Annotated in this window: 19 protein-coding genes; 13 read left to right on the top strand and 6 right to left on the bottom strand. The window is 70.4% G+C overall.

Annotated features, from left to right (window positions below):
• The first annotated feature begins 383 nt into the window (after positions 1-383).
• The 3 genes from AC07O8_RS11865 to AC07O8_RS11855 are packed head-to-tail and all read left to right on the top strand — an operon-like array spanning position 384 to position 3,056.
• The gene (locus AC07O8_RS11865) at positions 384-902 is read left to right on the top strand and encodes a DUF6622 family protein (RefSeq protein WP_495048221.1); all 519 of its coding nucleotides are present in this window, start codon (positions 384-386) and stop codon (positions 900-902) included.
• Between the two features lie 22 nt (positions 903-924).
• Complete coding sequence (locus AC07O8_RS11860; RefSeq protein WP_495048220.1) at positions 925-2,124, top strand: sensor histidine kinase; 1,200 nt, start codon at positions 925-927, stop codon at positions 2,122-2,124.
• A 29-nt stretch (positions 2,125-2,153) separates the two neighbouring features.
• Positions 2,154-3,056, top strand: coding sequence for a LytR/AlgR family response regulator transcription factor (locus AC07O8_RS11855; RefSeq protein ID WP_495048219.1), 903 nt, complete (start codon positions 2,154-2,156; stop codon positions 3,054-3,056).
• A gap of 6 nt (positions 3,057-3,062) precedes the next feature.
• Here the strand turns inward: AC07O8_RS11855 and AC07O8_RS11850 are convergent, their stop codons facing one another.
• Positions 3,063-4,658, bottom strand: coding sequence for a hypothetical protein (locus AC07O8_RS11850; protein WP_495048218.1), 1,596 nt, complete (start codon positions 4,656-4,658; stop codon positions 3,063-3,065).
• Positions 4,659-5,405: 747 nt separating this feature from the next.
• Here AC07O8_RS11850 and AC07O8_RS11845 point away from each other — a divergent pair.
• The 8 genes from AC07O8_RS11845 (at position 5,406) to AC07O8_RS11810 (ending at position 16,549) form a co-directional block, all read left to right on the top strand.
• Positions 5,406-7,235, top strand: a complete 1,830-nt coding sequence (locus AC07O8_RS11845) for a glutamine--tRNA ligase/YqeY domain fusion protein (RefSeq protein ID WP_495048217.1) — start codon at positions 5,406-5,408, stop codon at positions 7,233-7,235.
• 188 nt (positions 7,236-7,423) lie between these two features.
• Positions 7,424-8,692: an efflux RND transporter periplasmic adaptor subunit gene (locus AC07O8_RS11840; RefSeq protein WP_495048216.1), complete on the top strand. Its 1,269-nt coding sequence runs from the start codon at positions 7,424-7,426 to the stop codon at positions 8,690-8,692.
• 64 nt (positions 8,693-8,756) lie between these two features.
• Positions 8,757-9,524, top strand: a complete 768-nt coding sequence (locus AC07O8_RS11835; protein ID WP_495048215.1) for an ABC transporter ATP-binding protein — start codon at positions 8,757-8,759, stop codon at positions 9,522-9,524.
• Between the two features lie 14 nt (positions 9,525-9,538).
• On the top strand, positions 9,539-11,008 hold the full coding sequence (locus tag AC07O8_RS11830) for a TolC family outer membrane protein (protein WP_495048214.1): 1,470 nt from the start codon (positions 9,539-9,541) through the stop codon (positions 11,006-11,008).
• A gap of 18 nt (positions 11,009-11,026) precedes the next feature.
• Entirely contained in the window at positions 11,027-12,340 is a 1,314-nt protein-coding gene (locus AC07O8_RS11825) for an ABC transporter permease (RefSeq protein ID WP_495048213.1), read from the top strand.
• A gap of 79 nt (positions 12,341-12,419) precedes the next feature.
• Positions 12,420-13,652: an ABC transporter permease gene (locus tag AC07O8_RS11820; protein WP_495048212.1), complete on the top strand. Its 1,233-nt coding sequence runs from the start codon at positions 12,420-12,422 to the stop codon at positions 13,650-13,652.
• Between the two features lie 72 nt (positions 13,653-13,724).
• Positions 13,725-15,074, top strand: a complete 1,350-nt coding sequence (locus AC07O8_RS11815) for a sigma-54-dependent transcriptional regulator (protein WP_495048211.1) — start codon at positions 13,725-13,727, stop codon at positions 15,072-15,074.
• A gap of 125 nt (positions 15,075-15,199) precedes the next feature.
• Positions 15,200-16,549, top strand: a complete 1,350-nt coding sequence (locus AC07O8_RS11810) for a sensor histidine kinase (RefSeq protein ID WP_495048210.1) — start codon at positions 15,200-15,202, stop codon at positions 16,547-16,549.
• A 38-nt stretch (positions 16,550-16,587) separates the two neighbouring features.
• On the opposite strand, the gene AC07O8_RS11805 is transcribed toward AC07O8_RS11810, so the two are convergent.
• Positions 16,588-16,833, bottom strand: a complete 246-nt coding sequence (locus AC07O8_RS11805) for a DUF3297 family protein (protein ID WP_431102299.1) — start codon at positions 16,831-16,833, stop codon at positions 16,588-16,590.
• 95 nt (positions 16,834-16,928) lie between these two features.
• Entirely contained in the window at positions 16,929-17,201 is a 273-nt protein-coding gene (locus AC07O8_RS11800) for a hypothetical protein (protein WP_495048209.1), read from the bottom strand.
• A 275-nt stretch (positions 17,202-17,476) separates the two neighbouring features.
• Between AC07O8_RS11800 and AC07O8_RS11795 the strand changes: the two genes are divergently transcribed.
• Both AC07O8_RS11795 and AC07O8_RS11790 read left to right on the top strand, forming a co-directional pair.
• On the top strand, positions 17,477-18,550 hold the full coding sequence (locus AC07O8_RS11795; RefSeq protein ID WP_495048208.1) for a MarR family transcriptional regulator: 1,074 nt from the start codon (positions 17,477-17,479) through the stop codon (positions 18,548-18,550).
• Positions 18,551-18,567: 17 nt separating this feature from the next.
• The gene (locus AC07O8_RS11790; RefSeq protein WP_495048207.1) at positions 18,568-19,485 is read left to right on the top strand and encodes an antitoxin; all 918 of its coding nucleotides are present in this window, start codon (positions 18,568-18,570) and stop codon (positions 19,483-19,485) included.
• A 4-nt stretch (positions 19,486-19,489) separates the two neighbouring features.
• Here AC07O8_RS11790 and AC07O8_RS11785 read toward each other — a convergent pair whose 3' ends face one another.
• From AC07O8_RS11785 to AC07O8_RS11775, 3 genes are read right to left on the bottom strand one after another with little or no spacing between them, the layout of a single operon-like run.
• Positions 19,490-19,834, bottom strand: coding sequence for a translation initiation factor Sui1 (locus AC07O8_RS11785; RefSeq protein ID WP_495048206.1), 345 nt, complete (start codon positions 19,832-19,834; stop codon positions 19,490-19,492).
• A 30-nt stretch (positions 19,835-19,864) separates the two neighbouring features.
• A complete protein-coding gene (locus AC07O8_RS11780) occupies positions 19,865-22,177 on the bottom strand; it encodes a S9 family peptidase (protein ID WP_495048205.1) in 2,313 nt (770 codons plus the stop codon).
• A complete protein-coding gene (locus tag AC07O8_RS11775) occupies positions 22,174-23,322 on the bottom strand; it encodes a tRNA dihydrouridine synthase (protein ID WP_495048204.1) in 1,149 nt (382 codons plus the stop codon). Before AC07O8_RS11775 ends, AC07O8_RS11780 begins: the two co-directional genes overlap by 4 nt.
• Positions 23,323-23,733 lie beyond the last annotated feature (411 nt).

Raw genomic sequence — 23,733 nt, 5'->3', positions numbered from 1 at the left:
AGGGCTGCCGTACTGCCACCGCCGCTGGCCCTCACCCCCACCCTCTCCCGCAAGCGGGAGAGGGAGTAAGAGGGCCGCCGTACTGCCACCGCCGCTGGCCCTCACCCCCACCCTCTCCCGCAAGCGGGAGAGGGAGTAAGAAGGGTGGCTCTCCCGCAGGCGGGCGAGGGGGTAAGAAGCGCAGGTGCTGCGAGTCGAGCCGGTCGGACTCCCTCTCCCGCTTGCGGGAGAGGGTGGGGGTGAGGGCCAGCGGCCGTCGCAGTTCACGCCTCCCGGCCACCGTTCGCGCCGGAACCGGACGCCTCATCGCAATCCCGTGGCCGCTCCGAGCAGGCACGACGACAGTCGACCCCATCGACAACACCCCGCCCACGGAGCCCACCATGCACCCCACCCCGCTTCAGATCCTGTCCCACATCCCCGGTTTCGTCTGGGCGATCCTCGTGGTGATCCTGTACTTCGGCCTCAAGCAGACCAGCACCACCGCGATGCGCGCCAAGCGCCTGGTCGTGCTGCCGGCGCTGTGGCTGGTGTTCGGCGTCTGGGGCGTGGAGAAGAGCTTCGGCCTGGACGGCCTGGCGGGCCTAGCCTGGCTGCTCGGCATCGTCGCCGGCGTGCTGACGCTGCGCGCCCTGCGCTGGCCCGGCAACGTGCGCTACGACGCCGACAGCCGCCGCTTCATCGTCCCCGGCAGCTGGGTCCCGATGATGCTGATGCTGGGCATCTTCGTGCTGAAGTTCGCCTCCGGCATGAGCCTGGCGCTGCACCCCGACTACGCCCACAACATCGTCTATGCCATCGCCTTCAGCGCCGCCTTCGGCCTGTTCAGCGGCGCCTTCCTGGGCCGGGCGATCAACATCCTGTCCCACCGTCCCCAGGCGTCCGACGCCATCACCGCCTGAGCCTGCGCGACACTCCTCCCCCATGACCCCCCTGTCCCTCTCCCCGCCCATGCGCTGGATCGCACGGCATGTGCTCATCGTGCTGACGCTGACGGTGGTGGTCTCCCTGTCGCTGGTGGCCATCTTCAACCAGCCCCTGCGCCCGACGCTGATCTACTGCTTCTTCATCTCGCTGTTCTGCGCCGCCAGCATCAACCTGCTGCGCTACGGGCTGGGCTGGCTCCGCTGGCGGCTGCTGGCCGGCTTCGGCCGCGCGCCGGCCGAGCCCTTCGACTGGCCGGGCTGGCCGCTGATGGTGCTGTGCCTGGTGCTGGGCACCCTGGTCGGCTACAGCCTGGGCGTGGAGGCCGGCAACATGGTGACGGGCCTGCAGGAGAAGAGCCTGCTCTCCAGCCCCTTGCGCCGCGTGCTCAGCGTGATGGTGATCGCGCTGATCCCCGGCTTCGGCGCGACGCTGTTCTTCCTGTCCCGCCACCGCATCGCCGCCGCCGAGGCGCGCGCGGAGACGCTCCGCCGCCAGGCCGCCGAGACGCAGTTGCGGCTGCTCGAATCGCAGCTCGAGCCGCACATGCTGTTCAACACGCTGGCCAACCTGCGGGTGCTGATCGGCATGGACGCGGACCGCGCGCAGGCGATGCTGGACCACCTGATCGCCTTCCTGCGCGCGACGCTGTCGGCCTCCCGCGCCGAGCGCCATCCGCTGAAGGACGAGTTCGCCCGCCTGGCCGACTACCTGGCGCTGATGCAGGTCCGGATGGGGTCGCGGCTGCGCTTCGAGTTCGAGCTGCCCGAGTCCCTGCGCGAGGCGCCGGTGCCGCCGCTGCTGCTGCAGCCGCTGGTGGAGAACGCCATCAAGCACGGCCTGGAGCCGCACGTCGGCGGCGGCACGCTACGGGTGCGGGCGGCCGAGGCCGACGGCCAGCTGTGGCTGGACGTCGAGGACGACGGCGCGGGCTTCGACGCCGAGGCGGCGCGCTCGCCGGACAGCGGCTTCGGCACGGTGCAGGTCCGCGACCGCCTGGCCGTCGCCTGCGGGCCACAGGCGCGGCTGGAGCTCTCGCGCCTGGACCTGTCCCGCCCGGCGGGCGGCGGCACGCGGGCGCGGATCCGCATGCCGATGCCTTCGCCCGCGTCGGCCTTGGCGTCGACGTCGGGGATGGCGTCGGGGGCGGCGTCGGGGGCGGCGTCAACACCTGGCCCCACGTCCCGCGCCACGCGCTGAATCGATACGAACCCCTTGGAGGAGTACCCATGCCCACCGCCCTGATCGCCGAAGACGAAGAACTGCTGGCCGCGCACCTGCGCCAGGAACTGAAGGCGCTCTGGCCCGACCTGGAAGTCGTCGCGATGGCCACGCACGGCGAGGAAGCCGTGACGCTGGCGCTGCGGCACCGGCCGGAGGTCTGCTTCCTCGACATCCGCATGCCGGGCATGACCGGCCTGGAAGCGGCCGCGCAGCTCGCCGACGACTGGGAGGACACGGCCGCCGGCGGTGCGCCGTTCCCGCTGCTGGTCTTCGTGACCGCCTATGACCAGTTCGCGCTGCAGGCCTTCGACCGCGCGGCGGTCGACTACGTGCTCAAGCCGGTGCAGCGCGAGCGGCTCGCGCAGACGGTCTCACGGTTGAAGACCGCGCTCGCGCAGCGGCAGCAGCCGCCGGCGGCGCTGGAATCGGCGATCGAGCAACTGCGCGGCCTGCTCGGCGTCGGCACGAGCGCGACGTCCGGCGCCTCGACGGCCAACGCCGCGGCCGCCACGTTCGCCACCGCCGGCGCGACCGGCGCGACCAGTGCGACCGGCGCGACCAGTGCGACCGGGGGCGCGTCGGCGCCGCTGCGACATCTGCAGGTGGGCGTCGGCGAGTCCATCCTCCTGGTGCCGGTCGACGACGTCGTCTACCTGGAGGCCGCGGACAAGTACGTCCGCGTGATGACCGCCGACCAGGAGTACCTGGTGCGGATCTCGCTGCGCGAGCTGCTCCCGCAGCTCGACGCGAACCGCTTCTGGCAGGTGCACCGCGGGCACATCGTGCACGTGGACGCGATCGAGCGCGTCCAGCGCGACGACACCGGCAAGCTCACCCTGCGGCTGCGCCACCGGCCGGAGAAGCTGGCGGTGAGCCGGATGTACGGGCATCTCTTCCGGGCGATGTGAGCGCCCTCAGATCACGACCGGCGCGCCGGTCAGCCCGAGCCGGAGCAGCAGCTCGGTACCGGCCTGCGACGTCACCAGGATCTGCTGGTCGAAGTTGCCCGGGAAGGTCTCGCCCTTGCCGTCGTGGTCGATCCACAGCGACAAGGTGCCGTCGGCCAGCACCTCCTTGCGCAGGTAGTTGCCGAGTTCTCCCGACGAGCCCCCGTTCGCCGGAACGTGGACCACCTCGATGACGTCGCCCTGCGCCCTGCTGTAGCCGTGGATCCAGTCGACCTGCTGCGACGGGGACCCGGCGCGGCTGCGCCAGCTGAAGACGTCCGACCGGTCGCTGCCGTAGAGATGGTCCGCGAGCCAAGTCGATCGCGCGATCGAGCGACCGTCGAGCGGATCCGGCGTCGCGGTGGCGACGTGGTTCTCGACGAACTGCCCACCCGCGTCGAGCGCGACCGCGGCGGGCGCTGTCCCCGCTGACCCCGCTGACCCCGCTCTCCCCGCTGATCCATCGGCCCCGCTCATCGGCACGAATGAGACGTTGCCCGCCTTGTCCACCGCCAGCACGACGTACATGGCGTTGGCGGGCTGTTCCCGCCACATCGGCTCCACGGTGGTCTGCGCCCCGGCGGCCAGCAAGCCCTTGCCCTGCCATCCCGCCAGATGGCTCTGCGGCGTCTCCCCATGCACGGCGCCCACCGGAACGAACACGATCTGCGCGTCCTCGTCGGCCTGGAAATCGTAGGACTGGACTTTCCCGGAGACGCCGCGCGACGTCGCGATCGCCGGCGAGTAGGTCGCCGTCACGACGGGCGCCGTGTTGTCCACCGTCAGTTCGAGAACGGTGTCGCGACTCCAGTTGCCGGCCTCGTCCTGCTGCCGGATCCGGACCTCCTGCCGCCCTTCGCCTTCCAGCACATCCAGGTTGAGGCGGTCGCCCTCGCCAGGGACATGGTCCTGCCCGCCGTTGATGCTGTACGTCCAGCGCGCCCGGTCCTCGAGACCGAGTTGAAGCCAGGTGTCCCGGTTGACGGCGGTTCCCGCGTGAAAGTCGACCTCGTCAGCGAGCGGGTAGTGGTCGCGGGCCGCGCTCCTCAAGGTCGCTGTCGGATCCGCGATCGTGGTGTCCAGACGGAAGCTCAAGGTCGCTTCGGGACCCACGTGGCCCGCCGCGTCGATCTGCCTGACCTGCACGCGCTTGTTCCCATCGCCGGCAAACTCGGCGGCCGCGATCGTGTCCCCCGTTCTCGCCGTCCACGTCCTGCCGTCCCGGCTGGACTCCCAGTGCGCCCCGGCTTCCAGGCCCGACACCTGCACACGCGCATCGTGGGTGATGAGATCGCCGGGCACGCCGGTGTCGTGCAACAGATGGACGTCGAGTGCAGCCGGCGGCGCGTCGTCGCGCGCCGGTTTCGGATCGGGCTGCGGCTGCGGCGTCGAGTCCGGCTTCGGCTGCGGTGTCGTCTCCGGCTTCGGTTCCGGCGTGAGCTCGGGCTTTGGTTCTGGCGTGGGCTCGGGCTTCGGCTCCGGCGTGAGATCGGGCTTTGGTTCTGGCGTGGTCTCAGGCTTCGGCTCCGGTGTGGGCTCAGGCTTGGTATCTGGCACGGGCACGGGCTTCGGCTCCGGCACAGGGTCAGGTCTTGGCTCCGGCTCCGGCTTCGGTCTCGGCAGTCGCTCGGGCTTCGGCTCAGGCAGAGGCTCCGTGTTGGGCGGCGGCGGCGAGCCGCCGCGGTCCGAGCCTCCGGCCAGGAAGGTCGCCGAGCCTGCGGTCAAGGTGGCGCCCACCAGCCACGCCACCATCGCGGCCGCGGACTTCCCGGTCGCTCCCTCGGCGCAGCCAGCGATCACCGCCGCGGCGTCGTGACCCGCGTCCTGCGATACGTCTTCGGCGATGACGGAGGCTTGCGATTCGGCCAGGGGTGGCTCGGCCTCGGTCTCGTCGCGCGAGACCTGGGCCGGGGCCTGATCGTCGCTGTCGTCGGCGAGGCGGCGCCGGGGTGCGCCGCGCGCTGAAGTAGCGACAGGAGCAGGAGCAGGAGCAGGAGCAGGAGCAGGAACAGGAGCGGGAGCAGGAACGGGAGCAGGCGGGACGGCGGATTCGGGAGGTCGCATGAGCGTGTCTTCGGTTGTCGGTTGAACCCCGAGAGTCTTCAAGAGTCGCCCGTTCGCCTCCATGGCTCCGATGTTCGCGATGACCCGCGCCTCGCCGGCCCATCCGGGCAAGTCCCTGCCTCAAACGAGCCAGCAGGACATCGCCCGACCCCGCCGCGGGCGACGTCCGCCGAACATCCACGCCAGAGGGTGACGCCGCCGGGCCCACGTAGAATCCCTGACCTCTCCTCGAGACTTCACCCATCGATGTCCAGCCACGACAAGACCGCCGGCGCGCACGCGCCCGACAAGACGGACGCCGCCGTCAAGCCCAGCAACTTCCTGCGCGCGATCATCGAGCGCGACCTGGAACAGGGCTTCCAGCCGGCGCGCCACTTCGGCGGCAGCCCGGGCGACGCGGCGCACCACGCCGCCGGCCCGCTGGACCCGGCGAAGATCCGCACCCGCTTCCCGCCCGAACCGAACGGCTACCTGCACATCGGGCACGCCAAGGCGATCTGCCTGAACTTCGGCCTGGCGCGCGACTACGGCGGCATCTGCCACCTGCGCTTCGACGACACCAACCCGGAGAAGGAAGAGCAGGAATACGTCGACGCGATCAAGGAGATGGTCGCGTGGCTGGGCTGGCGCTGGGACGCCGCCGACGCGGGCGGCCAGGCGACCAGCCACCTCTACTACGCCAGCAACTACTTCGACCTGATGTACCGGGGCGCCGAATACCTGGTGTCGCAAGGCCTGGCCTACGTCGACGAGCAGTCCGCCGAGGACATGCGCGCCAACCGCGGCGACTTCGGCACGCCGGGCAAGAACAGCCCCTTCCGCGACCTGCCGCCCGAGCATCACCTGGGCCGCCTGCGCGAGATGCGCGACGGCAAGCACCCGGACGGCGCGATGGTGCTGCGCGCCAAGATCGACATGGCGTCGCCCAACATCAACCTGCGCGACCCGGCGCTGTACCGCATCCGCCGCGCGACGCACCACAACACCGGCGACCAGTGGTGCATCTACCCGATGTACACCTACGCGCATCCGATCGAGGACGCGCTGGAATGCATCACGCACAGCGTCTGCACGCTGGAGTTCGAGGACCAGCGCCCGTTCTACGACTGGCTGGTCGAGCACCTGGCCGAAGGCGGCCTGCTCGCCCGTCCGCTGCCGCACCAGTATGAATTCGGCCGGCTGAACCTGACCTACGTCGTCACCAGCAAGCGCAAGCTGCGCCAGCTGGTCGACGAGGGCCACGTCGACGGTTGGGACGACCCGCGCATGCCCACGCTGGTCGGCATGCGCCGCCGCGGCTACACGCCGGCCGCCATCCGCGCGATGGTCGAGAGCACCGGCGCGTCCAAGACCAACGCCTGGATCGAGTATTCGGTGCTGGACGGCTACCTGCGCGCCGACCTCGAGGGCCAGGCCGCCCGCGCGATGGCGGTGCTGGATCCGGTCAAGCTCAAGCTCGAGAACTACGCCGAGATCTTCGGCTCGGCCGAACACCGCGAGCCCTGCTCGGCGCCGGCCCACCCGCATGTGCCGGAGCTCGGCACGCGCGCGTTCAGCCTCGGCCCCGAGCTGTGGATCGAGCGCGAGGACTTCATGGAAGTCCCGTCCAAGGGCTACCACCGCCTGTTCCCCGGCAACAAGGCGCGCCTGAAGTACGGCTACATCATCGAGTGCACCGGCTGCGAGAAGGACGCCGACGGCACCATCACCGCGGTGCTTGCGAAGCTGGTCCCGGACACCAAGAGCGGCACGCCCGGCGCGGACGCCGTCAAGGTCAAGGGCGTCATCACCTGGATCGGCGCGCATGAAGGCGTCGCCACCGAGCTGCGCCTGTACGACCGCCTGTTCACCGAAGCCCAGCCCGATGCCGGCGACCGCGATTTCCTGGAGCTGCTGAATCCGGCGTCCAAGCGCGTGACGACCGGTTATCTGGAGCCGTCGCTGAAGGACGTCGCGCCGGACACCAAGGTCCAGTTCGAGCGCCACGGCTACTTCGTCGCCGATCGCGTCGACCACCGCGCGGGCGCGCCGGTGTTCAACAAGATCACCGGGCTGCGGGACAGCTTCGCGAAGTAAGGCCGTCCGGACACTGTCCGTCCGGCTGTCCGTCCAAGTGTCCGTTCGAGTGTCCGCGGACACTCGACGGGCAGCGCTCGGTGACGGCAAGTTATTGATCTGACACGGGATTCTGAGGAATCGCAGCCTGGCACGGGGCTTGCGAACAAGTGCGGCAGTTCTCACACGACGCCGCACTCGGACACCTCATGATTCGCGACACCTCCGGACAGGACGTTCCCCTCGCCCGCCCCCATGGACGCCGCCGCCTCTGGCTGGCGCTGGCCGGCGCGGGCCTGCTGATCGCCGCCTTCGCCGCCGCGCCCGCCGTGCAACGGATGCTGGGCAGCGGCAACTCGGTCAGCCTGCAACGCCTGTCCGTCGCCCCGGTGGAGATCGGCCCGCTGGTGCGCGACGTCGCCGGCGAGGGCAAGGTCGTCGCCGCGATGAGCCCCACCGTCTACGCGCTGCACGGCGGCAATCTGGTGCTCAAGGTCAAGGCCGGCGACAAGGTCGCCAAGAACCAGCTGCTCGGCGTCATCGACAGCCCCGACCTGCGCGCCAAGCTCGCGCAGGAGCAGAGCAACGCCGACGCGCTGCGCACCGAGGCCCTGCGCGCCGAGGTCGACGGCCGCGAGCAGCGCGCCGCCCTGCGCTCCGCCTACGAGAACGCCGCGATCGACCTCCAGACCGCGCGCAACGACCTCGAGCGCCAGACCAAGGCCTTCGAGGCCGGCGCCGTCGCCGGCATGCAGGTCGAGAAGGCCCGCGACGCGATGGAGAAGGCCCGCATCACCGCCGCGCACGCGCAGGCCGGCCTGGGCCTCAAGGACGACAGCCTCAAGTTCGAGCTCCAGTCCAAGCAGCAGGCGCTGCAGCGCCAGCAGCTGCTGGTGAAGGACCTGGAGCGCCAGGTCGCGGAACTCGACCTGCACTCGCCGGTGGACGGCCAGGTCGGCCAGCTGCTGGTGGCCGAACGCGCCAACGTCGCCGCCGGCGCGGGCCTGCTCACCGTCGTCGACCTGAGCGCGCTGGAAGTGCAGATGCAGGTGCCCGAAAGCTTCGCCCGCGACCTCGCCATCGGCATGCCGGGCGAGATCTCCGGCAACGGCCGGCAGTGGAAGGGCCTGGTGAGCACGGTCTCGCCCGAGGTCGTGAACAACGAGGTCGCCGCCCGCCTGCGTTTCGACGGCGCCACGCCGGATCAACTGCGCCAGAACCAGCGCCTGTCGGTGCGCGTGCTATTGGACCGCCGCGACAAGGTGCTGACCGTCGCGCGCGGCAGCTTCGTCGAGGACGGCGGCGGCCGTTTCGCCTACGTCGTGCAGGACGGCCAGGCGGTCAAGCGCCCGATCCGCCTGGGCGCGCAGAGCCTGTCCAAGGTCGAGATCCTGGAAGGCCTCCAGCCCGGCGAGCAGGTCATCGTCTCCGGCACGCAGGTCTTCGAGGGTGCCGAGCGCGTGACCCTGAGTCCGTGATGCCGCCGCCCGCCCCTTCTTCCCTTCAACGAACGCTCCCCCTTCAACGCCCGCGAGGAACCTCATGCTGAAGATGCAATCGCTCTCCAAGGTCTACCGCACCGAAATGATCGAGACCTACGCCCTGCGCGAGTTCAACCTGGACGTGCGCGAAGGCGAGTTCGTCGCGGTGACCGGCCCGTCGGGCTCGGGCAAGACGACCTTCCTCACCATCGCCGGCCTGCTCGAAGCCTTCACCGGCGGTCGCTACCAGCTCGACGGCGTGGACGTCAGCGGCATGGACGACACGCAGCGCTCGCGCATGCGCAACGAGAAGATCGGCTTCATCTTCCAGGCCTTCAACCTGATCCCCGACCTGAACGTGCTGGACAACATCGAGGTCCCGCTGCGCTACCGCGGCATGAAGACCGCCGAGCGCCAGCAGCGCGCCCGCGACGCGCTGGCCCGCGTGGGCCTGTCGGCGCGCGAGCGCCACTACCCCGCCGAGCTGTCCGGCGGCCAGCAGCAGCGCGTGGCCATCGCCCGCGCGCTGGCCGGCTCGCCGCGCCTGCTGCTCGCCGACGAACCGACCGGCAACCTCGACAGCGCGATGGCGCGCAGCGTCATGGACCTGCTGGAGGAACTGCACCGCGACGGCGCCACCATCGTCATGGTCACCCACGATCCGCAGCTCGCCGCGCGCGCGCAGCGCAACGTGCACGTGATCGACGGCCAGGTCGTCGACATCGCCGCCGAGCTCCACATGGACGCCGAGCTGCTGCGCGCCGCCAAGCCCTTCACGCCGACCACGCCCACCACCCCCACAACCCCCTCCACGCCGACCTCGGCCTGAGCCGCGCTCCGACCATGAGACTGCCCTTCCCTTCGCGGCGCGTCACGGCGTCGGCGGGTGCCCTGCGCGCGTCGGCCCCCGCGCAGCCGGCGCGTTCGATGCTGTCGGCGATGGCGCGCCTGCCGGCGCTCGCGGTGGTCCTGCTCTGCGCCGGCTGCTGCCTGCCGGCCGCCGCCGAGGACCTGCTCGAGATCTACGCCCAGGCCCGCGCCGCCGACCCGCTGCTGGCCGGCGCCCGCGCGGTGCGCGGCGAGCAGCAGGAACTCGCCGTCCAGGCCCGCGCGCAACTGCTCCCGCAGTGGACCGCGCAACTGAGCGAATCGCACGTCCGCGACGACGGCCGCCAGCACCAGCTGACGCACAGCCTGAACCAGGTCCTCGTCGACCTGAGCCGGCTGCGCAGCTGGGATGCGGCCAAGACGCTGGTCAGCGCCGAGGACGCCCGCGTGCGCGCCGCCGAGGCCGACCTGTGCGCCCGCGTCGCCCGCGCCTACTTCGGCGTGCTGACCGCACAGGCCACGCTGCAGACCGCGCAGGCGATCGAGGACGTGTACGGCCAGCAGGTCGCGCAGGCGCAGTCGCGCTTCGACGCCCAGCTGTCCGCGTCGCTGGACGTCGAGCAGGGCCGCGCGTACTACGAGCTGGCCCGCGGCAACACCGCGTCGGTGCGCGAGGACCTGCTGGACGCGCGCCAGGCGCTGGCGCAGATCACCGGCCGCATGCCGGGCGAGCTCAAGCCGCTCGCGCCCGACCTGGCGATGCTGATGCCCGATCCGGCCGACCCCGAGGCCTGGGTGACGCAGGCGCTGCGCGACAACCCGTCGCTGCAGGCGGCCGCGCTGGCGGTGAACGCCGGCGACCAGCGCGTCGCCGCCGCGCGCGCCGCGCACCTGCCGACGCTGAGCGCCGGCCTGGACGGCCAGCGGCTGTCGGGCCCGGCCGTCGCGCCGCAGGACGCGGGCCGCTACACGACCACCGTCGGCCTGCGGCTGACGATCCCGATCTTCGCCGGCGGCGCGACCGAGTCGCAGAAGCGCCAGGCGATCTACCAGCGCGAGCAGCTGCGCGACGACCTCGAGACCGCGCGCCGGTCCATGACGCGCGAGACCCAGGCGCAGTACCAGGCCGTGCTGTCCGCGCTGAGCCAGATGCGCACGGCCGGCGCGGCGGTGCAGGCGGCGGAGAAGGCGCTGGCCTCGACGCGCAGCGGCCTCGACCTGGGCCTGCGCACGATGACCGACCTGCTGCTGGCGATCCAGACGCAGAGCAACGCCCGCAACGCCTGGGAACAGGCGCGCCACCGCTACGTGCTGTCGAAGCTGCTGCTGCAGCAGGCGGCTGGCGCGCTCGGCGAACCCGAGCTGGCCTCGGTGAACACCTTGCTGGGCGCCGCGCCGACGCCCGCCTCGGCCGCACCGGTCACATCGGCCGCACCGACCCGGGCGGCCGCATCGACGACGACGGCGTCGTCCGTCAAGCCGTGAGATGAGAGAGGACTCCCCATGCTGACCTACTACCTCGAACTCGCCCTGCGCGCCATGCGCAGCCACCGCGGCCTGACGGCGCTGATGCTGCTGTCGATCGCGATGGGCGTGGCCGCCTGCATGACGACGCTGACGGTGTTCCACGTCATGTCCGGCGACCCGATCCCGGGCAAGAGCGGCCGGCTGTTCAACGTGCAGCTCGACGCCGAATCCAAGCGCGACTGGAAGCCGGGCGACGAGCCCGTGCTGCAGCTGACCCGCTTCGATGCGGAGTCGCTGCTGCGCGCCAGGCGCGGCGTGCACCAGGTGATGATGACCGGGGCGTTCCTGGCGATCGATCCGGCCGGCTCGGGCGACGCGTCGCAGCCGCCGTTCTTCACCGGGGCGCGATTCACGTCGGCCGACTTCTTCCCGATGTTCGAGACGCCCTTCAAGTTCGGCAACGGCTGGACGGCGGCGGACGACGGCGCCGAGGCGCGCGTGACGGTGATCTCGAACGAGCTCAACGACAAGCTCTTCGGCGGCGTCGACAGCCGCGGCAAGACGCTGCGGCTGCGCGACAAGGACTTCACCATCGTCGGCGTGCTCAAGCCGTGGCGGCCCGCGCCGCACTTCTTCGACCTGACGCTGGGCGCCTACGCCAAGCCGGCCGACGCCTACATCCCGCTGTCCACCTCGCTCGGCCTGCGTTTCGGAGGCGCCGGCAACATGAGTTGCTGGGGCGACACCAACGGCCAGGATCCGCGAGCGCTCAACACCCCCTGCGCCTGGCTGCAGTACTGGGTCCAGCTGGACACGCCCCAGCAGGTGGCGGAGTACCGGACCTACCTGACGCAGTACTCCGACCAGCAGCGCGAGGCCGGCCGTTTCGAGCGCCCGTCCAATCCGAAACTCAGTGCGGTGATGGACTGGCTCAGCCTGAACAAGGTCGTGCCCAGCGACATCAAGCTGCAGGTGTGGCTGGCGTTCGGCTTCCTGGTCGTCTGCCTGACCAACACCGTGGGCCTGCTGCTGGCCAAGTGCCTGCGCCGCAGCGGCGAGATCGGCGTGCGCCGCGCGCTGGGCGCGCCGCGTCGGCAGATCTTCCTGCAGTTCCTCGTCGAGGCCGGCACGCTGGGCCTGGTGGGCGGCCTGCTGGGCCTGGCGCTGACCTGGGTCGGGCTGTGGGTGGTGCGGCAGAACCCGTCGGACTACGCCCAGCTCGCGCAGCTGGACTGGGAGATGCTGGCGACCACGCTGGGCGTGTCGCTGGCCGCCAGCGTGATGGCCGGCCTGCTGCCCGCCTGGCGCGCGTGCCAGATCACGCCCGCCATCCAGCTCAAGACGCAATGACGCACTGACGCGCTGCCGCACCGACACGCCGCCGCATCGACGCGCCGCCGCACCACCGACGAGTCAAGGAGACCGCCCCATGGACATCCTGCCCATCCTCTCGACGCTCAAGCGTCACAAGACCGCCGCCGGGCTCATCGTGCTGCAGATCGCGCTGACCTGCGCGATCGTCTGCAACGCGCTGTTCCTCATCGCCCAGCGCATCGAGCGCATCTACGCCCCCACCGGCATGGCCGAGGACAGCCTGGTCGTGCTTTCGCTGTCGAGCATGGCGCGGGTCGAGAACCCCGAGCCGCAGACGCAGGCCGACCTCGTGGCGCTGCGCCAGGTGCCGGGCGTGGTGTCGGCCAGCCTGACCAACCAGTACCCGTTCGGCCGCAACTCCAACAACTCCAGCGTGCGCCTGACCGCGGACCGGAACACCTCCAGCCGTGTCGTGGCCGGGCACTACACGGCAGGACCGGGCTTCATCTCGACGATGGGACTGCGCCTGGTGGAGGGCCGCGACTTCCAGCCGGACGAATTCGTGATGGGATCGACCCTGGACACCAATCCCGACCCGCGCGTGCCGGCGGCGATCATCAACAAGCGCATGGCGGAGCGTCTGTTCCCCGGCCAGTCCGCGCTGGGCAAGGCCATCTACGTCTACGGCAACGAGCCCCAGCGCATCGTCGGCGTGGTGGAGAGCCTGGCCTCGCCGAGCCCGGGCTCGCAGGACGAGAACGCGCTGCACACGATGCTGATGCCGGTGCAGCCGAGCTTCCGCGGCGGCACCTTCATGATCCGCGTCGCGCCCGGCGCCAATCCCGAGGCCGTGCTGAAGGCCGCGGGAGAGAAGCTGCTGGGCAACAGCCCGGGCCTGCGCCGCGTCATCCGCGAGCAGGAGACCTTCATCAAGCAGCGCAACGACTACTACCGCCAGGACCGCTCGATGATCCAGCTGCTGGCCGGCGTCTGCGTCGGGCTGCTGGTGGTGACGGCCTTCGGCATCGTCGGCCTGGCCAGCTTCTGGGTGCAGCAGCGCACGCGGATGATCGGCACGCGACGCGCGCTGGGCGCCACGCGCGGGCAGATCCTGCGCTACTTCCAGACCGAGAACCTGCTGCTGACGACCGTGGGCATCGTGCTGGGCATGGTCGGCGCGTACGGCATCAGCCTGCTGCTGATGCGCAGCTACGAGCTGCCGCGCCTGCCCTTCGTCTACCTGCCGATCGGAGCGCTGGTGCTGTGGGCGCTGGGGCAGATCGCGGTGTTCGCACCGGCTCGCCGGGCCGCGGCGCTGCCGCCGGTGGCCGCGCTGCGCGGCGGTTGACCGCCGGCGCGATGTTCTCCGGCGCCCCCGTTCCCCCGGGGGCGCCGTTTTCCGTCTTATGCTGCGCCTCCAATGAGAACCGTCCTGATCATCGATGACCACGCCGGTGTGGGCGAGGCGCTGTCGCTGCTGCTCTCGCTGCACGACATCGAGCCGCTCTACGCGGCCTCGCCGGCCGAGGGCCTGGCGCTGCTGGCGCAGCGCCGCGTCGACCTGGTGATCCAGGACATGAACTTCAGCGCCGACACGACCTCGGGCGAGGAAGGTCGCGCGCTCTTCCAGCAGCTGCGCGGACGCCATCCCGACCTGCCCATCATCCTGCTGACGGCGTGGACGCAGCTGGAGCAGGCGGTGGCGCTGGTGAAGGCCGGCGCGGCGGACTACCTCGCCAAGCCCTGGGACGACACCAAGCTGCTGGCGACGGTCGAGAACCTGCTGGAGTTGGCCGAGAACGGCCGCGCGCTGCGCGAGAGCCGGCACGAGCAGCGCCAGCGCCGTGACGCGCTGCGCGAGCGCTACCGGCTCGACGGTCTGGTGGTCGAATCGCCAGCGCTGCTGCGCTGCCTGGAGCTCGCATGCCAGGTGGCGCGCTCGGCGGCGCCGGTGCTGGTCACCGGCCCGAACGGCAGCGGCAAGGAACGGGTCGCGGCGATCGTGCATGCCAACTCGGCGGTGGCCGACGGTCCCTTCGTCGCGATCAACTGCGGCGCGCTGCCGGGCGAACTGATCGAGGCCGAACTCTTCGGCGCCGAGAGCGGCGCCTTCACCGGTGCGGCGCGGGCGCGCGAGGGCCGTTTCGAGACCGCCGACGGCGGCACCCTGTTCCTCGACGAGATCGGCAACCTGCCGCTGGCCGGCCAGGTCAAGCTGCTGCGCGTGCTGGAGACGGGACGTTTCGAGCGCCTGGGCTCGAGCCGTTCGCGGCAGACGACGGTGCGCGTGATCTCGGCGACCAACGCCGACCTGCGCGCGATGGTGCGCGCCGGCACCTTCCGCGAGGACCTGTACTACCGGCTCAACGTGATCGAGGTCGCCCTCCCGGGGCTGGCCGAGCGCGTGCCCGACATCCTGCCGCTGGCGGAGCATTTCCTCGCCGGCCGCGCGACCTTGAGCGACGGCGCACGCGAGGCGCTGATGGCGCATCCCTGGCCGGGCAACGTCCGCGAGCTGAAGAACGCCATCGAGCGCGCCGCCTTGCTGGCGCCGGACCGCGTGATCGGCGAGCAGGACCTGGCGCTGCCGGCCGCCTCGCCGCTGACCGCGCTGCTGGCTTCGCGCAACCTCGACGAGCCCAGCCGCGAGGCCGTGGTCGCCGCGCTGGCGTCCGCCTCGGGCGTGGTCAGCCGGGCGGCGCAGTCGCTCGGCTTGTCGCGCCAGGCCTTGTACCGGCGCATGGAGCGTTACGGGCTGGACGCGGGATGAAGGAGGCGCCGTCGCGCCCACGTGAGCGCCCAGACGAGCGCCCAGACCAGCGCCCAGGAAAGCGCCTAGACGGGCGCCCAGACGAGCGTCAGGAGCGGCACGCGCGCTGGCATCGCTCGCTGCACATGCGGCTGGCGCTGTGCCTGATCGCGGCGGCGGTCGCGGCGGTGTCCATCCACCTGACGCTGACCTTGTGGCCGGTGCCGCAGCTGCTGCAATCGATGGGGCACGAGGCGCCCGGCACCTGGAGCATGAGCGCGGTGGGGCTCACCTTCCTGCTGATGCTGCCGATCGTCTGGGGCCTGGCCAGCCTGCTGCTGATGCCGCTGACGCGCCTGCTGCGGGCGCTGGAAAGCACGGTGCTCAGCTACCGCGACGGCGAGTTCGGCAGCGGCATCGCCGCGGATCCGCCCGGCGGCCTGTCGGAGCTGTCGACGCTGACGCGGCTGCACAGCGAGCTGGGCCTGGCGCTGCGAGAGCAGCGCCGTCACCTCGCGCAACGCGAGCTGCTGCTGGACACGGTGGTGCAGAACACGCCGGTGGCCCTGCTGCTGACCGATGCGAACGAGCGCATCGCCTACGCCAACATCGCCGCGCGGCAGTTGATGGACCAGGGCCGCAGCCTGGCCGGCCGCGGGCTCGAGGAGCTGCTGGCCAACGCGCCGGAGGATCTTCGCCTGGCCTTCGCGGGCGCCCAGGACGGCCTGTTCAGCGTCATGCAGGACGGGCAGGAAGAGCGCTACCACCTGTCGATGCGCGACTTCCGGCTGCAGGGTCAGCCGCACCGGTTGCGGCTGCTGCGGCGCATGACCAGGGAGTTGTCGCGGCAGGAGGTGGCGAGCTGGAAGCGGGTGATCCGCGTGATCAGCCATGAGCTGAACAACTCGCTGGCGCCGATCTCGTCGCTGGCGCACAGCGGCGCGGAGTTGTCGCGGCGCGGCATGCACGAGCGCGTGCCGGGCGTCTTCGCCAGCATTGGCGACCGGGCGAAACACCTGCACCAGTTCCTGGCCGGCTACGCGAGCTTCGCCAAGCTGCCGGCGCCGGTGCTGGCGCCGGTCGAATGGCGGCCCTTCGTCGACTCGCTGGGGGCGCACTACCCCTTCGCGCTGACGGGCGAGCTGCCCGCGGCACCGGGTCGCTTCGACGCGGCGCAAATGGAGCAGGCGCTGATCAACCTGCTGAAGAACGCGCATGAGTCCGGCAGCGCGCCGGAGGGCGTGAGCCTGAGCGTCGGTGCCGGTGTCGGCGTGGCGCGCGAGGACTGGCGCATCGAGGTCGGCGACCGCGGCCCCGGCATGACGGAGGCGCAGCTGTCGCAGGCGCTGATGCCGTTCTACTCGACCAAGCGCGGCGGCAGCGGGCTGGGCCTGGCGCTGGCGCGCGAGATCGCCGAGGCGCACGGCGGCCGCATCGCGATGGGCCACCGCGAGGGCGGCGGCCTGTGGGTGGCGATCAGCTGGCCGAGAAGCTGAGGCTCGCCGGGACAGGCCATGGACCGATCATGGGCCGGTCACTTGTAGAACGCTTCGACCTTGCCCTTGAGCTTGATCATCATCGGCTGGCCCTTGCGGTCCAGCGTCTTGCCGGCGGGGACGCGGATCCAGCCTTCGGAGACGCAGTATTCCTCGACGTCCTTGCGTTCCTTGCCGTTGAAGAGGATGCCGATGTCGTGCTCGAACACGGCGGCGACGTGATGCGGGCTGCGCGGGTCGATGGACAGGTGGTCGGGCAGTTCGGGGCGGGTGGTGTCGCTCATGACAGGATCGTGCGTGGGGAATCGGAAAACGCGTGATTGTCCCGCAGACCGCGCCCTGATATCGCCGGGTTGAAGCGCGTCGCGCGCTTCGAGGCCTACGGGCACTGCTCGTCGCAGCGCTGGACCACCGGCGTCGCGTACTCGTGACCGACGACGGCACGCGCGAAGAGGTAGTTCCCCCGGGCCTGCTCGCTGAGCTGGTCGAGCGTGACCTGGCCGCGCTCGTCGCACGGGAAGGACAGGCCGCGGCCGGAATGGAAGAGCGACTCGAACCGCAGCAGGTAGCGGCCGCCGTGCCCGTGAGCATGCGCAGGGCTGCCGTGGAAGCCTGTCTCGCGCTGGAGCGCACCGAACTGGGAAGGACTCATGGACGCTCTCCGCGGCCCCCGGGGAGGTGGGGCCGGACGAGGCAACCTTAGGACGTCGCCCCGCCGGCCGCACGTGCAAACGTCGCAACTGGCGTCACTGTCTGCAACCCGACCCCTCACTCGCGTGACGGTATTCGCCCCAGGCCGTCCGAGGCGGGTGGGTGGGGCTGCGGCATCGCTGGCGACTATGGGCTTCTCGCACCATTGAAACGGAACTCAATATTTCGCATACTCAGCTTATTTACTCGTTGCGAAATAACGGTCAAAGACGAAACATGAGCGAGTCGCGACTCTCCAACGACGTTCGCGCGAAGGTCGTTGCACTCAGCGAGGCGTTGGGCCGGCTGCCGCATGTGTCGCAGGTGAAAGCTGGATCGGCGGCGCGATCCTTGGGACACGATGCCTCGATCGACCTCCTTGTGGCCGGGCGCAGGCTCACGCTGCTGGTCGACGTGAAGTCGGCGGTCTACCCCCAGCAGGCCCGCGACCTCCTCGTCCGGCGAGAACAGGGTCAGCAAGTCGTCGTCGTGGCGAATGTCATCTCCCCGGGCGCACGGGAACTCCTGCTGGAGTCCGGGACGGGGACCTTCTCCGCCGACGGAAAGTTGCGCCTCCCCTTCAAGGAGATCTACGTCATCGTCGATCACGACCCGGCCCCGATCCCTCCCACCATCCGGCCTTCTCGTTTTCAGCTGTTCTCTCCAGCCCGCACTCCTGTCATCCACGCGCTGCTGCTGGCTCCGGACCGATGGTGCTCGGTCAGCGAACTGTCCACGGCGAGCGGGATTTCCACCGCCAGCGTGTCCAAATTGCTGGCCCATCTGGAGAAAGATGAATGGGTCATTTCGCAAGGCAACGGTCCGACCAAGGTCCGCAAGCTGGCGAACGCGCCCGCCTTGCTGGATGCCTGGGTGGCCCATGAGCAAGGCCAACTTACCACCCGACGTATGCGCAAGTTCTATGTGCCCGGCAGCAAGGGCGACGAGCTGCTGAATCTCGTGGCGAGCGCGATGGCCGACGGCTCCGGATCTGACGGAAACGCCTACGCCATCACGGGCGAAGCGTCGGCACAGTTCTACGCGCCTTACTTGACCCATTGGAGTGTCGCGATGGTTCGGGCAACGCCTGAAGCTCTGGAGCGACTGCGCCAGTCGCAGGGCGCCCGCGAAGTCCAGCAGGGCGCCAACCTGCTGGTGGTCGAGGTCGAACCTTCCGGCCTGCGCTTCGCACAGCGGAAGGACGAAGTCCTTCTGGCCTCGCCCGTGCAGACCTACGTTGATCTGATGGTCGCCCCGGGTCGCGCGCCCGATGCTGGCCGTTTCTTGCGGGAGCAGGTGCTGGGCTTCTGAACGAAGGAGCCTCCACCATGAACAAACCTCAGACGGCCGACGCCTATGCGGCCGATCTCACCCTCGATTGCGAGCGCCTGCTCGTCACCCTGATGCGTGGACTCGGGCCTTGGGCCGACTCCGTCGTCCTGGTCGGCGGGTTGACGCCGCGCTACCTCGTCAAGCGCAGTCCGCCCGAGGTCCCGGAACACGCCGGCACGCAGGATGTCGACGTCGTCGTCGAGACCGCCCTGCTTGCAACGGTCGACGCCTACCGCTCACTCGAAGACAACCTCAAGAAGCTTGGCTTCGAACGAGGACTGAACGAGCGACAACAGCGCATCAACTGGCGGTGGGAGGTCCGGACCGGCCGCACGCTGCTGCGGCTCGAGTTCCTGACCGACATGCCCGGCCAGAAGCGTGTCGAAGCGCTGCCCACCGAGGGCAACATCAGCGCGCTCAACGTACCTCACTCATCGATCGTTTTCGATCACTTCGAGACAGCGACGATCACGGCCGAGACGCTGGGCGGAAACGGCATCGTGACGCAACGCTTCAAGCACGCGGACCTGGTAGCGTTTACCACGCTCAAGGCTTTTGCGTTCCACCAACGCTGGGAGCGCAAGGATGCGCACGACCTGGTGTTCTGTCTCGAGCACGCCCGTCCGCTCCAAGTCGCGGCCGACGCGTTCATGCGCGCGCTGACGGGCAGGCATGCGGCGGCCATTGAGGAGGCGCTGCAGCTCCTGGCGCAACACTTCGCGGACGACGTCGGCGTCGAGGGTTACCTCAAGGACGGTCCGGTCGCGACGGCCCGCTTCGAACTGGGTGACGTGCCGGACGACGAGGAACTCCGCCTGCTGCGGCAGCGCGAAGCGAGCCACATCGTGTCCGAACTCCTCAAGGCCATCGCGACGCGGCGTGTCGGCGGAGCGGACTCGACTGCCAGTGCTTGAGGCCTCAGCCCCCCGCCTTCTTCGGCGCGAATCCCGCCGTCGTCAGCCAGGCCAACACCTTGTCCAGGTGGTCGCCCTGGATCTCGATCGTGCCGTCCTTGACGGTGCCGCCGCTGCCGCAGGCGGCCTTGAGCTTCTTGGCGGTCTCGGTCAGCTCCGCCGCCGTCATCGGCAGCCCGAGCACCACCGTCACGCCCTTGCCCTTGCGGCCGGCCGTCTCGCGACGCACCCGCACCTTGCCGTCGCCGAGCACGGCGTTCGCCGCCTGCGCCTTGCAGCGGCAGTCGGCCTGCGCCTGGCGGCAGTCCGGGCACACGCGCCCGCCGTTCGTCGAATACACCAGCGCCATCGCTTCGCTCCCGTCTCGTGAGGCCGGCGCTCAGCGCGCCAGCGTCTTCGCGAAGAAGGCGTCGATCGTGCGGTACAGGTGCAGCTTGGCGCTGCGCCCCGCGATGCCGTGCGCCTTGCCCGGGTAGATCATCAGCTCGAACGGCCGCGCCTCGTTCTGCAGCGCCTCGGTCAGGCGCAGCGTGTGCTCGAACAGCACGTTGTCGTCGGCCGTGCCGTGCACGATCAGCAGTGGCTTGGTCAGAAGCTTCGCGCGCAAGACCAGGTTGGACTGCCGGTACGCGTCGCTCTGAACGTCCTTGCCGTCCTTGCCGGCCTCCGGCATGCCGAGGTAGCGCTCGGTGTAGGCCGTGTCGTAGAGCGTCCAGTCCGTCGGCGGCGCGACCGCCACCGCGGACGCCAGCGGCGTGTCGGCGTCCAGCATCGCGCGCTCTGCCAGGAAGCCGCCGTAGGACCAGCCGAAGAAGCCGATGCGCTTGGGATCGACGCCCGCCACCTGCTTCGGCAGCTGGCGCACCGCGGCGAACAGGTCGTTCACGTCGACCGCGCCGAAGGCCAGGCGATGCGCGCGCGTGAACTCGCGGTCGCGGTTCTGCATGCCGCGCGTGTCCAGCGTGAACACGCCGTAGCCTTGCCGTTGCCAGTAGGCGATCAGCGCGGTGTCGCGGCTCCAGTTCCAGTTGGTGGTCGAGGTGCCGGGGCCGCCGTAGGCCATCGTGATCACCGGGTGCGATCCGGCCTTGCCGTCCAGCGGCGCGAAGTACAGCGCGTTCAGCGGCGTGCGGCCGTCGGCGGCGAGGATGTCGACCACCTCCGGCTTGGGCACGATGCGCGCGAGCAGCGCGTCCGGAGCGTCGCCCGGCAGCGCCACAGGCTTGGCGTTGGCCGTGGCCGCATTCACCGCCTGCAGCGACGACAGCGCCGGCGGCTCGCCCCACGCGCCGCGCGTGACCAGGACCCGCGAGCAATCACCGTCGCCGCGGGCGTCGCGCCATTGGCGCGGCTGCGCGCCGTCGAGCGGCCGGCTCGTGCCGTTCAGGTCGATCGCGAACAGCTCGCGCGAGCGGCCGCGATCACGCGCCGCCGCGTAGACCACGGTCCTGCCGTCGCTGCACACGCGGTGCGCGACCGGCTCGGGCTCGTTCGTCAGCGGACGGCGCTCGCCGGTGCGGCGGTCCACCAGCACCAGTTGGCGGCGGCCCGAGGACTCGCTCGACCACAGCAGCGCCGGCTGTCCCGACAGCGTCAGGCCGTCGATCTCCTGCAGGTCGTCATGCACCTCGACCCACGCCGGATCGCGCTCGTCGATCACCGTGCGGCCCGGGCCGGCGCCGTGGGCGTATTCGGTCAGCACGAGCTTGTGCTGGTCGCGCGTCAGCGTCTGCAGCCACGGCGTGCCGTCGCCGAACCAGCCGGCGCGGGCGACATATTCCGCGTCCGAAGGCAGCGGCAGCGGCGTCATGCGGCCGTCCGCCACTTGCAGTGTCCACGCGGTGACACGGGCGTTGTTCTCGCCGGCGCCCGGATAACGCTGCTGCGTCATCGTCGTGCGGTCGGAGAAGATCTGCGCGCGCGTCTTTACCGGCACGTCGCGCTCGTCGACGTTGAGCGCGAGCAACTGTCTCCCGTCCGGCGACCACCAGTAGCCGCGCTGGCGGCTGAGTTCCTCGGCCGCGATGAATTCGGCCAGACCCCAGAAACGGGTCTCCGTCGCGCCCTGGGTCAGCGCGCGCGCGGCGCCGTCGCCGTCGAGCGGCTGCACCCACAGCTCGCCGCCCTTCACGTAGGCGATGCGGCTGCCGTCGGGCGAGCAGGTCGGATCCTGTTCCGGCACCTGCTCGTCGTTGGTGAGCCGTTGCGCCTTCGGGCCCTGCTCGCCCAGGCGCACGAGGTACAGGTCGCCGGACAGCGGGAACAGCAGCGCCTTGCCCGACGGGCCGCACCACTGGTAGCCGGTGATGCCGCCCTGCGAGATCCGCTTGCGCTCCAGCGCCATGCGCTCGGCCTCGGTCAGCTGCTGGCTGCGACCGCCGAGCACGTCGGCCGCCGACACCAGCTTGCGCGGCGCGCCGCCGGCCGCGGGCTGCGCCCACAGCTCGAGCTGCTCGCTGTCGGTCTCAGAGGGGCGCAGGTAGCTGACCCACGCGCCGTCGGGCGAGATCTCGGCCTGGCGCACGAGGCGGCCCTGCAGCGGCGGATCGCCGAGGACGCGTTCGAGCGTCAGCGGCACGACGTCCTTGGCCGTCGTCGGCGCGGCGGGCGTGGTCGACGCGGCGTCGGCGAACACCGGCGCCAATGCGGCGGCGAGCGCCAGCAGGCGCGAGGTCAGGCGGTAAGCGGTCATGCGGCGATCAGCGAGTCGCTGTCTTGTTGTTGATCGGGATCGGAGGCGCTTTCAGCGGCCTCGTCCGAGGCGGGTTCGTCCGCCTCGCAGGCGTTGAAGGCGTCGACGATGTCGTCGTCCTCCCTGTCGGGCGGCGGCGCTGTCGGATCGAGCGGACGGCCGAACAGCGTCATGGCCAGGACGTCCGGCGCGTTGATCGTGCGCACGCGCTGGTAGGTCTCGTCCGCCTCGGGATAACGGCGGCGCAGGTAGTGCAGCCACTGTTTGAGCCGGCCCGCCTGGTGGCGCGTCGCCACGTTGCGGCGCACCTGAGCGAAGAAGCTCTCCATCAGCGGGATCACGTCCGACCACGGCAACGCGGTGGCGTCCAGCCCGTCGCCCTGCCCAGCGCCTTGCCCAGCGCCGTGAGCGCCGCCGCGCGCGAGGCCGCGCGCCGCCCGCACCGCCAGCGCCAATCCGGGATCGGCCACCATGCCGCGCCCCAGCATCAGCGAGGTGCAGCCGGATTCCTCGAGGCAGCGCAGCGCGTCCTCGACGGTCCACACCTCGCCGTTGGCGACGACGTTGATGTTCACCGCCTCGCGCAGCACGGCGATCTGGTCCCAGTAGGCCGGCGGCTTGTAGCCGTCGCGCTTGGTGCGGCCGTGCACGACGAGCTCGGAGGCGCCGGCCGCCTCTATCGCGCGGGCGCAATCGAGCATGCGTCCGCGATCCTCGTTGCCCAGCCGCATCTTGGCCGACACCGGCAGATGCGCCGGCACCGCGCGACGCACCGCGGCGACGATCTCGCCGACCAGTTCCGGCTCGTCGAGCAGCACCGCGCCGCCGCGATGCCGGTTCACCGTCTTGGCCGGGCAGCCGAAGTTGAGGTCGATGCCTTCCGGATCGAGCTCGGCGAGCCGCGCGGCGTTCTCGGCCAGGCACTGGGGGTCGGAGCCGAGCAGCTGCGCCCGCACCGGCACGCCGGCGCGCGTCCGTCCGCCGTGGAGCAGCTCCGGCACGATGCGCGTGAACACGCGGCGCGGCAGCAGCCGGTCGGTGATGCGGATGAACTCGGAGACACAGCGGTCCACGCCACCGACACGGGTCAGCGTGTCGCGCAGCATGTGGTCCAGCAGGCCCTCCATGGGCGCCAGCAGAATCATTGGAGGCAGGGGTGACAAGTCCGGAAACAGGCGCGTGCCGCTCGTGGCGGCCGTCCGTGGATGGCGACGTCAAGAAGGCCGACAGCATAGCGGATCGCCCCCACCGGCTGTGGATAAGGCAGTGCAGAACCTGCGCAGTGAGCGTGCAAGCCGTTGATTCACAACGGTGGCGATAGCACTGCTCGAAAAAACGGCAACACACTGAAGCCGACGTCTTAACTCGCTGTCTCCCTAGTCCCCGACAAATAAAGTCCGTCTGGCTCAAATAAAGACGGTCGGACGCTTTCCACACGTGGGAGTTCGGGCCGCATATCTTGCTGAGCAAAGGCGAGCCGTAGTCAGGCCTTCGGTTCGCCTTCGCCAAAAGAACTTGATCAAGGCGGATCCTGGAGTGGCCATCTAACGGGAACT

This window comes from Roseateles sp. GW821-FHT09G09 (assembly GCF_059415965.1).
The sequence above is the reverse complement of the archived record's forward strand: the minus strand, read 5'-3'. Positions and strand labels throughout refer to the sequence as shown.

Coding starts and splice junctions, on each gene's coding strand:
- AC07O8_RS11795 (WP_495048208.1), top strand. CDS start 17,477: ATGAGCGAGTCGCGACTCTCCAACGACGTTCGCGCGAAGGTCGTTGCA.
- AC07O8_RS11780 (WP_495048205.1), bottom strand. CDS start 22,177: ATGACCGCTTACCGCCTGACCTCGCGCCTGCTGGCGCTCGCCGCCGCA.
- AC07O8_RS11775 (WP_495048204.1), bottom strand. CDS start 23,322: ATGATTCTGCTGGCGCCCATGGAGGGCCTGCTGGACCACATGCTGCGC.
- AC07O8_RS11785 (WP_495048206.1), bottom strand. CDS start 19,834: ATGGCGCTGGTGTATTCGACGAACGGCGGGCGCGTGTGCCCGGACTGC.
- AC07O8_RS11800 (WP_495048209.1), bottom strand. CDS start 17,201: ATGAGTCCTTCCCAGTTCGGTGCGCTCCAGCGCGAGACAGGCTTCCAC.
- AC07O8_RS11815 (WP_495048211.1), top strand. CDS start 13,725: ATGAGAACCGTCCTGATCATCGATGACCACGCCGGTGTGGGCGAGGCG.
- AC07O8_RS11790 (WP_495048207.1), top strand. CDS start 18,568: ATGAACAAACCTCAGACGGCCGACGCCTATGCGGCCGATCTCACCCTC.
- AC07O8_RS11805 (WP_431102299.1), bottom strand. CDS start 16,833: ATGAGCGACACCACCCGCCCCGAACTGCCCGACCACCTGTCCATCGAC.
- AC07O8_RS11830 (WP_495048214.1), top strand. CDS start 9,539: ATGAGACTGCCCTTCCCTTCGCGGCGCGTCACGGCGTCGGCGGGTGCC.
- AC07O8_RS11835 (WP_495048215.1), top strand. CDS start 8,757: ATGCTGAAGATGCAATCGCTCTCCAAGGTCTACCGCACCGAAATGATC.
- AC07O8_RS11810 (WP_495048210.1), top strand. CDS start 15,200: ATGCGGCTGGCGCTGTGCCTGATCGCGGCGGCGGTCGCGGCGGTGTCC.
- AC07O8_RS11860 (WP_495048220.1), top strand. CDS start 925: ATGACCCCCCTGTCCCTCTCCCCGCCCATGCGCTGGATCGCACGGCAT.
- AC07O8_RS11845 (WP_495048217.1), top strand. CDS start 5,406: ATGTCCAGCCACGACAAGACCGCCGGCGCGCACGCGCCCGACAAGACG.
- AC07O8_RS11865 (WP_495048221.1), top strand. CDS start 384: ATGCACCCCACCCCGCTTCAGATCCTGTCCCACATCCCCGGTTTCGTC.
- AC07O8_RS11825 (WP_495048213.1), top strand. CDS start 11,027: ATGCTGACCTACTACCTCGAACTCGCCCTGCGCGCCATGCGCAGCCAC.
- AC07O8_RS11840 (WP_495048216.1), top strand. CDS start 7,424: ATGATTCGCGACACCTCCGGACAGGACGTTCCCCTCGCCCGCCCCCAT.
- AC07O8_RS11820 (WP_495048212.1), top strand. CDS start 12,420: ATGGACATCCTGCCCATCCTCTCGACGCTCAAGCGTCACAAGACCGCC.
- AC07O8_RS11855 (WP_495048219.1), top strand. CDS start 2,154: ATGCCCACCGCCCTGATCGCCGAAGACGAAGAACTGCTGGCCGCGCAC.